The organism is Flavobacterium sp. P3_A6 (assembly GCF_056403035.1).
The window spans coordinates 307191-319202 of record NZ_JBFUGG010000002.1 but is presented as its reverse complement, the minus strand read 5'-3'; the positions used below and the strand labels follow the sequence as shown (position 1 = coordinate 319202).

At 33.2% G+C, this 12012-nt stretch carries 12 protein-coding genes; 8 read left to right on the top strand and 4 right to left on the bottom strand.

The window, feature by feature from the left end; translation table 11 throughout:
* Window positions 1-143 precede the first annotated feature (143 nt).
* Window positions 144-827, bottom strand: a complete 684-nt coding sequence (locus AC1DVP_RS03300; protein ID WP_477182123.1) for a ComF family protein — start codon at window positions 825-827, stop codon at window positions 144-146.
* A gap of 96 nt (window positions 828-923) precedes the next feature.
* On the opposite strand from AC1DVP_RS03300, the gene AC1DVP_RS03295 reads away from it, so the two are divergent.
* From AC1DVP_RS03295 to AC1DVP_RS03275, 5 genes are all read left to right on the top strand, one after another.
* Window positions 924-2465 (top strand): glycine--tRNA ligase, encoded by a 1542-nt coding sequence (locus AC1DVP_RS03295; protein WP_477182122.1) that lies wholly within the window; start codon window positions 924-926, stop codon window positions 2463-2465.
* Between the two features lie 302 nt (window positions 2466-2767).
* Window positions 2768-3577, top strand: coding sequence for a LytR/AlgR family response regulator transcription factor (locus AC1DVP_RS03290; RefSeq protein ID WP_477182121.1), 810 nt, complete (start codon window positions 2768-2770; stop codon window positions 3575-3577).
* A gap of 173 nt (window positions 3578-3750) precedes the next feature.
* The gene (locus tag AC1DVP_RS03285; RefSeq protein ID WP_477182120.1) at window positions 3751-3999 is read left to right on the top strand and encodes a hypothetical protein; all 249 of its coding nucleotides are present in this window, start codon (window positions 3751-3753) and stop codon (window positions 3997-3999) included.
* Window positions 4000-4176: 177 nt separating this feature from the next.
* Window positions 4177-6138 carry a tetratricopeptide repeat-containing sensor histidine kinase gene (locus tag AC1DVP_RS03280; protein WP_477182119.1) on the top strand — a complete coding sequence of 654 codons (1962 nt, stop codon included), beginning with the start codon at window positions 4177-4179 and terminating at the stop codon, window positions 6136-6138.
* On the top strand, window positions 6138-6833 hold the full coding sequence (locus tag AC1DVP_RS03275; RefSeq protein ID WP_477182118.1) for a response regulator: 696 nt from the start codon (window positions 6138-6140) through the stop codon (window positions 6831-6833). The genes AC1DVP_RS03280 and AC1DVP_RS03275 overlap by 1 nt, the downstream gene beginning before the upstream one ends.
* A 75-nt stretch (window positions 6834-6908) precedes the next feature.
* Here the strand turns inward: AC1DVP_RS03275 and thiL are convergent, their stop codons facing one another.
* The gene (thiL, locus tag AC1DVP_RS03270) at window positions 6909-7955 is read right to left on the bottom strand and encodes a thiamine-phosphate kinase (protein ID WP_477182161.1); all 1047 of its coding nucleotides are present in this window, start codon (window positions 7953-7955) and stop codon (window positions 6909-6911) included.
* A gap of 152 nt (window positions 7956-8107) precedes the next feature.
* Between thiL and AC1DVP_RS03265 the strand changes: the two genes are divergently transcribed.
* The 3 genes from AC1DVP_RS03265 to AC1DVP_RS03255 all read left to right on the top strand — a co-directional run bounded on the left by AC1DVP_RS03265 (window position 8108) and on the right by AC1DVP_RS03255 (window position 10616).
* The gene (locus tag AC1DVP_RS03265) at window positions 8108-9040 is read left to right on the top strand and encodes a 1-phosphofructokinase family hexose kinase (protein ID WP_477182117.1); all 933 of its coding nucleotides are present in this window, start codon (window positions 8108-8110) and stop codon (window positions 9038-9040) included.
* A gap of 345 nt (window positions 9041-9385) precedes the next feature.
* Complete coding sequence (locus AC1DVP_RS03260) at window positions 9386-9907, top strand: hypothetical protein (protein ID WP_477182116.1); 522 nt, start codon at window positions 9386-9388, stop codon at window positions 9905-9907.
* Window positions 9908-10136: 229 nt separating this feature from the next.
* On the top strand, window positions 10137-10616 hold the full coding sequence (locus AC1DVP_RS03255; protein WP_477182115.1) for a DinB family protein: 480 nt from the start codon (window positions 10137-10139) through the stop codon (window positions 10614-10616).
* Between the two features lie 44 nt (window positions 10617-10660).
* On the opposite strand, the gene AC1DVP_RS03250 is transcribed toward AC1DVP_RS03255, so the two are convergent.
* Window positions 10661-11620: a helix-turn-helix transcriptional regulator gene (locus tag AC1DVP_RS03250; RefSeq protein WP_477182114.1), complete on the bottom strand. Its 960-nt coding sequence runs from the start codon at window positions 11618-11620 to the stop codon at window positions 10661-10663.
* Window positions 11621-11705: 85 nt separating this feature from the next.
* Window positions 11706-12011, bottom strand: a complete 306-nt coding sequence (locus tag AC1DVP_RS03245) for a type II toxin-antitoxin system RelE/ParE family toxin (RefSeq protein ID WP_477182113.1) — start codon at window positions 12009-12011, stop codon at window positions 11706-11708.
* Between the last annotated feature and the right edge of the window lies 1 nt (window position 12012).

Genomic DNA, 12012 nt, shown 5'->3' with positions numbered 1-12012 from the left:
CACCATAAAGGAAAGGGACCAACTCACTATACTCGTGATTCGGTCCCTTTCCTTTATGCTGTCAGGCTGTCCGCGTTACTTCGGTAACTTGCTTCCATCCTTCACGCAAGCTCACAAAATTTTCAAGTTTAATCAAAATTCCATTACGAATGTGCCATCGCCATACAAACGATACTAATCTTTGCTCCCGGAATTTTCAGTAATGCTTTAGAACAAGCTTCAAGAGTAGCACCAGTCGTTAACACATCATCAATAAGCAGATAATGTTTATTGGTATCTTCTTCACTAAAATCAACATCAAAAACCGTTTCAATTCCTTCGGTTCTTCCCAAAAGATTTTTCTTCGACTGTGTTTTAGAATAAACTTTCCGTATCAGAATGTCATTATTGAATGGGATTTTAAAATTCTCGGACAAAGCCAGTCCAAAATTCGTAACCTGATTATAACCTCTTTCTTTCAATCGCTTTTTATGCAACGGAACTGGAATTATCACATCTATATCTTTTGGAAGCGAGCTGTTATTTAAGTCGGATGCGTACCATTCGCCCAAAAAATTGCCTATTTCTTCATGTCCTTTATATTTCAGATTATGAATAATTTCCTGAACCATCCCTTTTTTATGAAAATACAAAAAAGCCGATGCGTGTTCGACAGGAATCCTGCCATAAAACTTTTTGAAAGCTTCATTTTCTGGATTCAAATGATGGTTCGTCAAAGGCAATTCATGCCGGCAAACTGTGCAAATTATAGATTCATTGGTGCCTATAAATGATTTACAGCCAGCACAAACCTTTGGAAAAAATAAATTAATCAAGGAATTAAGCATAAAAAAATTGATTTATCCATAAAAATAAGAAAACCATATATTCAAACTTCATTTTTTTTCTTTTTTTAATTTCCCTTTTTATATTTTTGCACCACTATGGCAAAACAAGAAGATTTATTTAAGAATGTAGTTTCGCACGCAAAAGAGTACGGATTTATTTTTCCGTCAAGCGAAATATACGATGGTTTAAGTGCAGTCTATGATTATGCACAAAACGGAGTAGAATTAAAAAAGAACATACGCGAATATTGGTGGAAATCGATGGTTCAAATGAACGATAACATCGTAGGGCTGGACGCGGCGATATTGATGCACCCAACAACTTGGAAAGCATCTGGTCACGTTGATGCCTTCAATGATCCATTAATAGACAACAAAGATTCCAAAAGAAGATACAGAGCCGATGTTTTGATTGAAGATTATGCCGAAAAGCTAAATCTAAAAGCAAAAAAAGAAATCGAAAAAGCGAAAGTTCGTTTTGGAGAGGCTTTCAACGAACAGGAATTCATCACAACCAATGCTAGAGTCGTAGAATATCTAGCAAAAGAAAGAGAAATCCTGGAAAGAATGGGTCGTTCTTTGGGAGCTGGTGACCTGGAAGATGTAAAAGCATTAATAGAAGAACTGGAAATTGCCTGTCCGGAATCAGGTTCCAGAAATTGGACCGAAGTGCGTCAATTCAACTTGATGTTTGGTACCAAATTAGGAGCTTCTGCAGATACGGCAATGGATTTATTTTTGCGTCCGGAAACGGCACAAGGTATTTTTGTAAATTYCCTGAACGTTCAAAAATCTGGAAGAATGAAAGTTCCTTTTGGAATTGCACAAACTGGAAAAGCCTTTAGAAACGAAATCGTAGCCAGACAATTCATCTTCCGTATGCGAGAATTTGAACAAATGGAAATGCAGTTTTTTGTACGTCCAGGCGAAGAAATGCAATGGTACGAACATTGGAAAACCACTCGTTTGAACTGGCATTTATCTCTTGGATTAGGAAAAGAAAATTACCGTTTTCATGATCACGAAAAATTGGCACACTATGCCAATGCAGCAGCCGATATTGAATTCAACTTCCCGTTTGGTTTCAAAGAATTGGAAGGTATTCACTCCAGAACCGACTTTGACTTAAAAGCTCACGAACAATATTCAGGCAGAAAATTACAGTATTTTGACCCTGAACTGAATGAAAACTATGTTCCTTATGTGGTAGAAACTTCAGTAGGTTTGGACAGAATGTTCTTGGCGGTTTTCGCTACTTCATTAAAAGAAGAAACACTGGAAGACGGTTCAACCAGAACAGTATTGAAATTACCAGCGGTTCTAGCGCCTACAAAAGCTGCGGTTTTACCATTAGTTAAAAAAGACGGGTTGCCTGAAATTTCCAAAAAAATCATCGATGATTTGAAATGGGATTTCAATGTAGCTTACGATGAAAAAGATGCAGTAGGAAGACGTTATAGAAGGCAAGATGCATTGGGAACTCCTTTCTGTATCACTGTAGATCACCAAACGGTAGAAGATCAAACGGTAACCATCCGTCACAGAGACACAATGAAACAGGATCGTGTTGCTATCTCTGAATTGAAATCTATTATCGAAAATGAAGTTTCGATGAAAAATTGGTTAATGAAAATGTAATCATAACATTACAACATATTTAAAGTGCTTCTCAACCGAGAGGCATTTTTTTTGCTTTGAATAAAAAAATACATACGAATATTAGCGTATATGTTTAGTTTTCAGTAAAATACCATTAAATTTTTATAACCCTTTTTGATTTATTTATAATAAAAAAACATAACTTTGAGTGTTATTATTTTATTATTTGCTAAGATTAGCTTTTTTTTGAAACTAGATTATTCTTTTGAAACTTCTATTTTTAAATAAAACCTTTTTAAAAAAGAATAAAATACAATATTAAAATTAAGTCCCAAAAAAAAATGAATTACACCTACATCATTATTGACGATGATCCTGAAAGTGTTTTGAAAACAAAGGCAATGGCCAGCGAATTTTCAGAATTAAATTTTCTTGGCTCCACTGATAATTATGCAGATGGCGTGAATCTAATTTTAGAGCATATGCCAAGACTCATATTTTTGGAAATAGATCCTAATGATAAAAATAGTAATCTATCCTTACAATTAATAAACGGGTTATTAATGTATCTGAAAGAATTACCAAAAATTGTTATTACGACTAAGAAAAAAGATTTTGCTTTCGACTGTATTAAATATGAAGTTGTAGACTATTTACTAAAACCATTATTAGTGATCGATTTTGTAAAATTGATTCATAAACTGAATAAAATAAACATAGAAGACGAAATAGTTCTTGTTCAAAATCCAAATTCCAAAGAAAAACATAATCTGGGAAGGATTGAATCCAGAAACATTAAAAAATCATTTATCTTATGCGTCAAATCGTATGGTGATTACCGCTACATTGATTCTGACGAAATTTGTTATTTCCAAGCCGATAATAACTCAACAGATATTCATTTGAAAAATGGCGAAATGATAACCGCATTCAAAACTTTGAAACATTTTGAATCAGTTTTGTCCAATCCATTTATAAGAATACACAATAGCTACATTGTAAACCGAAATTATATTTCTAGAATTCACACCGGGAACTCTTTGTGCTACATTAAAAAGACCACTATAAAACTGCCTTTTTCTAAATCTTATAAAACAAATATCGACTTTATTATAAGCGAATTTGCCAATGAAAATTACATTGAAACTTAAAAATAGCCATTTACTCCAAATTGCTATTCATTCACTACCAGACGAACTCCATCTACCATAAACAGCTGTTTTTAAATTGTTTATTGAGGCTTACTGTTTAGTTTTACTAAAGAATTCCAACGCAAACGGAATCAAAAACGTAAAACATAACAACAACATAAAGCCCAGAAATCATGAAAAAAGCTATCTTAACAATCGGATTATTTACATTAGTATTGGCAACAACTTCATTCGCCTCTCCAAACAATTCAACAACATCAGTTACTGATAATACAGTAATCACATCTATCGATGGAACTGGCGGACAATCAAGCGGAGATAACAGAAAAGTAGATTATAACGGCAGATCTGTTAATAAACAAATTATTGAAATTGACGGAACTGGCGGACAATCAAGCGGGGACAACAGAAAAGTAGACTAAAAACCCAAAATATCTTAAAAGGCTGTCAAAAAATTGACAGCCTTTTTTTATATAAAAAGATTTAGTATTTTTGATACGATCCAAAAATATAAATTGAAAAAAAATTACTACATACTATTCCTCTTTTTAGTTATTTTTATAGGTTGCACTAATAAAAAAAAATCTGAAAAAAATATTGTGACTTCTGAAGATAGCTTAACCGTGTATCTATCTCTAGCCAATGACATTACCATATCACAAGAATTAAAACAAAAATACAATCGCAAAGCCTTTTCAATAATTATTAATCAAAAGGATGATTCGATCAATAAAGTAAACCTTTTTAAAGTAGCCAACCGCTATTATAATATGAATGACTGGAAAGGATATTTTGAAACTTCCCAACTTATTTTAGAACGTTCCAATAACAGTCGAGACACAGTAAATACAGCCAAAGCCTATGTCTATTTAGGAGATTACTATGTAAAAAAATCGATTCCAGACAGTGCTTTTTATAGTTATTATAAAGCCGAGAAACTATACCTCAAACTTAATGACAATTATAACATTGCCAAAACACGATTTAGTAAAGCCACCTTGAGATATAATGAAAATGATTTATTCGATAGTGAAATTACTGTTTTTAAAGCTTTGCGGATTATAAAACAACTAAAAGCTAATGATTTACAATATCAGTGTTACAATCTTTTAGGCATTTTATACAATGAAAGGGAAGAATACAATAAATCCTTAGAATTTCACAACAAAGCGCTGGCTATTTTAGATGACAGATCCATACCTGCAGAATTTCAATCCAAAGCAACATCCCTGAACAATATGGGCTATGTATATTTAAACTTAAAGAATTACAGACAAGCTAAAAATTATTTTGAAGAAGGGTTAAAACAACAAAACCTATTTGTAGAAAAACCATCTTTGTACGCTATGCTATTGGATAACTTGGCTTATGCCAAATTTAAGCTTAGAGATACTAAAGAACTCCCCAATCTGTTTTATAAAGCACTAAAAATTAGGGATAGCTTAGATCTTATCTCGGGAGTAATTATCAATAAAACCCATTTATCAGAATACTATGCGTTTCAGAATGACACCGTAAAAGCGATACAATATGCAAAACAAGCACTTGCTTTATCCCGCAGTACCAATCGGTTGAGAAGTATACTGGAAAGCCTCAAACAAATAGGAATTGTTGACCCAAAAAATGCTTCAAAATATTCAAAAGAATACATCCTTCTTAATGACCGCCTGCAAAAAGCAGAGCGGAAAATTGGCGAAAAATTTACCCGTATTGAATATGAAACCGACGAAATTAAAGTAGAAAACACTAATCTCGAAGGTCAGAACAAAAAACTTTTGCTGTTTTTTGGGGTTTTTGTCATTTTAGCACTATTACTGTACATAATTAATAATCAAAAAGTTAAACAAAGAGAATTATTATTCAAACAGCAACAGCAACAGGCCAATGCCGAAATATATAATCTGTTAATTAATCAGCAAAATGCAATCGAAATCAATAGCATTAAAGAAAAAAAAAGAGTAGCGAGGGAATTACACGATGGAGTTCTTGGCAGAATGTTTGGCGTCCGAATCAATTTGGATGGTTTAAATAAAATTACAGATGACTCTGGAATCGAACTGCGGTTAAATTATTTAACCGAACTAAAAAATATTGAACAAGATATCCGCGAAATATCTCATAACCTGAATAGAGAAAAATCAGAATTAATTAATAACTTCGTTGCGATAGTAACTAACTTATTTGAAGAACAAAAGAAAACATTCTCAACAAAATTTATTGCTCATATAGATCCGACTATAAAATGGGATTCTATTGACAATATTATAAAAATTAATTTATACCGCATCCTTCAGGAATCACTTCAAAATTGTAACAAATATGCTAATGCAACAAAAATAAAGGTAGAATTCAGAAAACAAAATGATAATTTAGTTTTAAAGATTAATGACGATGGCTTAGGATTTAACACAAATCGCGCCAAAAAAGGAATAGGTCTCCAGAATATAAAAACGAGAACTATAGAATGTGAAGGAACCCTCGAAATAAAATCAAAAAAAGACGAAGGAACTTCTATAACGATAATAATTCCAATCAAAGAAACTCAAAAAACTATTGCATAATGACAACCGATTCAAAGGCGCAAAAGCTAATTAAAAAAAATATTTTAATTGTAGACGATCATCCCTTTATAATTGACGGATATAAAAATGCTATTACCCGTTATAAACCTGATTTCTATGAATATTCATTTACTCAAGGGAAGGACTGCATGACAGGTTATAACATCATTACAAATCCAGAAATACCACCCTTTGACGTTGCTTTTTTAGATATCAGTATGCCTGTATATGAAGAAAAAGGAATTTATTCCGGTGAAGATTTGGCAAAATTAATTATGAAATACATGCCCGACTGCAAAATAATTTTGCTAACCATGTATACTGAGCTACTCAAAATAAAAAATATAATCGACACTATAAATCCCGCAGGACTAGTAATTAAAAATGATTTAACTTTTGATGAATTACTTTTTGGTTTTGATATAGTACTGAAAGATGAAATTTATTACAGCCATTCTGTAATTAAAATGGCCAATCAAAATAATAAAGATATTGAAGGAATTGACCAATTTGACAAATTAATTTTATTCCACATTTCTAAAGGAACAAAAACTAAAGATATTACTCAATACATCCCTATTTCATTACATGCTATTGAACAGCGAAAAGTCAATCTTAAGCAATTATTTAAAATTGAAGATCGAAGCGATATTGATTTAATTAAGGAAGCAAAGATGAGAGGAATTATTTTATAAACACTTTCAAAAAGATAAAAAGCGACACCATTTCGGTGCGCTTTTATATGTTTTTAACTAGAATTCTAAATCCTTTTATTCTCTTATAGCATCCCAGCCCCTTGCTTTTAAAGGTATTCTGGTATTAGCGCGGGTTACCAAATGTATACCTTCGCTTTCCTGTGTCATGTGACCAATTATGCTAAAGTTAGGATTTCCTTTTATTTTGTCAAAATCTTCCATTGCAATAGTAAAGAGCAATTCATAATCCTCTCCTCCATTGATAGCTACAGTAGTGCTGTCAATATTAAACTCTTCACAAACATTAATAAATTGAGGGTCAATTGGTAATTTATCTTCATACAAGTTACAGCCTACACCGGATTGTTTGCACAAATGCATAATCTCCGAAGATAATCCATCGGATATATCAATCATTGACGTTGGTTTTATTTCTAACGCATGCAATAACGTACGTACATCTTTACGTGCTTCAGGTTTTAATTGGCGCTCAATCAAATAGGTATAAGCATCTAAATCGGGTTGAGAATTTGGATTTACCTGAAAAACCTGTTTCTCTCTTTCCAATACCTGCAATCCCATATAAGCAGCACCAATATCTCCAGTTACTACCAATAAGTCCGTTTGTTTGGCTCCGCTTCTATATACGATTTCATTTTCATCGGCTTCGCCAAGAGCAGTGATGCTAATAATTAATCCTTTTTGAGAAGAAGTAGTATCACCTCCTATTACATCAACTTTATACTCCTGTGCTGCGTGTTCGATTCCTTCATACAATTCTTCCAAAGCTTCCAATGGAAAACGATTAGATACCGCTATAGAAACTGTAATTTGTGTTGGCCTCGCGTTCATCGCACAAATATCGGATACATTGACAACTACCGATTTGTATCCTAAATGTTTTAAGGGGACATAAGCCAAATCAAAATGTACGCCTTCAATCAATAAATCAGTTGAAACAACTACTTTCTTTTCTTTAAAATCCAGCACGGCTGCATCGTCTCCAATTCCTTTTAGTGTAGAAGTCTGAGTGATTTCGAAGTTTTTTGTTAAATGGTCTATCAGGCCAAATTCTCCTAGTTGAGCTATACTTGTGCGTTGCGGGTTTTTATCTTCAATCATGATTATTGAGAAGAACGAAGCAATCGCTTCATTCATTATTATTGATTTTACATTTTTTTTGAGACTGCAAATATACAAAGAAATATTCGCGCTTATTTGAATGGTTTTTTATGATTTTTTTTCGCACCTTTATTAATCAAAACATCATAAAAATGAATACATACGATATTATTACTCTTACCGTCAATCCGGCTTTGGACAAAAGCACTCATTTTAAAGGTTTAGTTGCCGAACAAAAAATTCGTTGTTCAGCACCTCGTTTTGATGCTGGAGGAGGAGGAATCAATGTGTCTAAAGCTATTTCACGTTTGGGAGGAACTTCTTTGGCAATCTTCACATCAGGTGGGCCATTAGGAAAAATGCTGGAAGAATTAATTTCCAAAGAATCCATCGTCTTTCAGGCTATTCCCATCCAAACTTGGACAAGAGAGAGTTTTGTTGCTGTAGATGACAATACTAATTCACAATACCGTTTTGGATTCACTGGCGGAGAAATTACTGAACAAGAAGAAAAAGCTATCCTTAATGCCATTACTAACTTAAAATCAAGATTTATTGTTGCCAGTGGCAGCTTAAATGAAGGTTTATCTGCCGATTTTTATCAAAAAATAGCCCAAATAGCAAAACAATCTGGTGCAAAATTAATAGTGGACACCTCTGGAGAAGCCTTGAAAAAAGTTCTCGAAACGGGAGCTTACCTCATCAAGCCAAATGTTGGCGAATTGGCCAAACTAATCGGTGTCGAACGACTCGAAATGGAAGAAGTAAACGAAGCTGCCAAACAAATCATTTCCAAAGGAGGAGCCGAAATTGTTGTTGTCTCTCTAGGTCCTCAAGGAGCGGTTTTGGTAACCAAAGACAATTATGAATTTGTTCCTGCGCCTAATGTAGCAAAGAAAAGTACCGTTGGCGCTGGAGACAGCATGGTTGGCGGAATGGTGTGGGCGCTTTCACAAAACAAAAGCCTGAAAGAAGTAATCCGTTGGGGCGTTGCCTGTGGATCAGCCGCAACAATGAACGAAGGAACACAGTTGTTTAAAGGCACTGACGCTCAACGGTTATTCGATTGGCTGAAAGATAAATAAATTTTAAATAATCATATTTTTCTAATATTATATTCATAAGGTTAAAGCATTTTAAAATCCAATCAAAACAATTAGTTTTTTAGCTTTTTAAATTCAATAGATAACTATTTTTTTAGGTTTTACTAAAAATAATTATCTGTTGTACAATGATATCATTACTTTTTCATCCTATATTTTAGAATGAATTAACTTACGCCGAATTTAAAAAATTGCATAAATTACTGACTAGTAATACATTAAATCATTAATCCGATAAACCTTTCAAAAATTCCGAATAAAAGCTAAAAAAATTTGATATTGTATGTATTTTTTTATACTTTTAACATGCCCCAAATTATAGAAAATATGAATAATGAATTAACCTACAGTCAGATACAAGACTTAAAAAACAAGATTAAGGCAGGAGCCTTTGATATCGATTTCGAAAAAAACAATTTGATTTGTTTAGGATTTGAACAGCAAACAGCAAAAGAGTTAGTGATGGATGTAATTCGAAGTCACAAGTATGACCTTTTGTATAAAGCGAATGAAAAAAGAGACTATAATGACAGAAACATTATTGCTTTAGGCTTAGCAATAGTTTCTTCCATATCTGTCGCTGTATTAGGAGGCAATAGCGTTTCTATGATTTTGCTTTCTATCGTTCTTGCATGTTTTGCCGGTTATTATGGACACCCTAAAAAAGCAATTCCAGCAATGGTTGGATTTACTATTGGTGCGATTATAATGCCTTTTGCCTGCCAATTTTATTTTAACAGCAGAAATGCTTTTGTAAATATTGAACTTTTAATCCCAATATTTATTTCATTTGGACCAGCTCTTTTGATAAAGTATCTGTTGTCCAAAATAATGTACTCCGAAGATTAATTTTGAATTTTAAAAATAAGTAAACCACTATAGACATTGTGTTCATAGTGGTTTTTTTTTGCCCGCTAAAATCTCTGTTATCAGATATCCATCATCAAATGAACCGCTAATAGTCAACCATTATCTATATTCATTTCATAATTTATAAAAAATAAAATTACTGCTGACAAACTGTTGTCACCAGCCCTGTATACTTTTGAAGAAGTAAAAAATTAAAAATTTTAAAATTATGAAAACATTAGCAGCACAAGTTATTACTCCTGAAGATTTATTGAAACACTGGCAAGGGCATCGCGCTTTGACACGCCGAGTAATTGAACTATTTCCTGAAAAAGATTTCTTTGAATTTTCAATTGGCGGAATGCGTCCATTTTCAAAATTAGCCGATGAACTTCTTGCCATTGCTGCACCAGCTTTGAAAGGAATTGTAAATCGGGAAATTCAGCCTTATACAGAAGCGGCAGAAAAGTTAATTTTCAAAGCACAATATCTTGAAAAATGGGATGAAGCAACGGCAGAAATTAATGAAAATTGGCAGAAATTAACCATCGAAGATTTTAATGAAACCTTTAAATTATTTGGTCAATATGAATTCCCGATTATTCAGAATATTTTATATTTTATTGACAATGAAATACATCACCGCGGTCAGGGATATGTGTATCTGCGTGCGTTAGGCATTGAACCACCTTTTTTCTGGGAAAGATAAAAACTAAAAAAGCTTCTAAAACTAAATTTGTTTTAGAAGCTTTTTTATAAAAGCCTTTGTTTATTCATTTCAAGTAATTCCAGAATTTTGGTTTTTAATCTTTCGGGTTCCAATATAGTAGCATAATCGCCAAACATCAGATACCAGCGCGAAAATCCTTCCAACTTATCACAGGACATGAAAGTCATTTCAATTTTGTCTTCTACTTGTTTTTCAGAAACAAAGCCGTGATATTTTCGTTCGGATGAGAGATAGTTGGCAATTTTTTTATCTACAAGAATCCGAACTTTGATCGTAGAAACAGTTTTGTTTTTATCCAAATATGTTTCCAGCGAATTATGCTCTAATGAAAAAGGAATTTCTGTTTTTTTAATTCCGTGGATACGGTCAGCACGAAACTGGCGATAATCTTTTCGCAAATGACAATACCCTAACATATACCAATTGTTATTGTCATGAAAAACCCCAACAGGTTCAATATTTCGCACTGTAATCCCATCCGATTGAATCGCTTCATACGAAAGAACAACTTGTGTTTTCTCAGCGATACTTTCAAAAAGAGTAGCCAAAGTATTGGGCGATTTATCATTAAATAGCTTCTCTGACGATTGCATTAAAACACTCGATTCAATGCTTGAAAGCCAATCTTTATCATCGCTTCGAAGTACGGCTTTTAGTTTATACATTGCTGTAGCGTAATGATTTCCAAGAGCTGCATCAGTAAATTTCTGCATTAATTTTTCAGCAGCAATAAAACTGCTGGCTTCTTCGCGGGTAAACATTACAGGCGGTAGCCGATAGCCGTCCATTAAAGCATAACCAACGCCAGCTTCACTATAAATAGGAACTCCCGAAGCTTCTAAGGTGCGAATGTCTCGATAAATAGTCCGCAGACTAACTTCGAAACGATTGGCCAATTCCTGTGCTTTTACAATTTTTTTGGATTGCAGTTGAATAAGAATGGCTACAATACGGTCAAATCGTTTTGGGGTTTCGTCAAGCATTTTTATGAGTTACAGAGGTTTTGGGGATAGTGTCTCAAAGATACATCTCAAAAACAGAAAACCCAACAACTTTTCTTACTGAAGATCACTTATTGTTTCTTTTCCAAATTTCTGGATTCCTTGAAGTATGAAAAATGGCAAAAACAGTAACAGTTTTCGTGTTCTCATTTACCAAATAATGAATCAAGAAAGGGAATTTTTCTATTTTCCTGCATCGAATTTCATTGTATTTTATGCTAAATAGATAAGGATCTTTTTTTAAAGAATTGATTTGTCTTTTGGTTTGGGTTTTATAACGTAAACCTAATCCTTTCAATTGCATTTCATACCATTCAAAAGTTTCTTGAATGTCATTCAAAGCGTCAGTGTCTATTTTTAAATGAAAGCGCAAG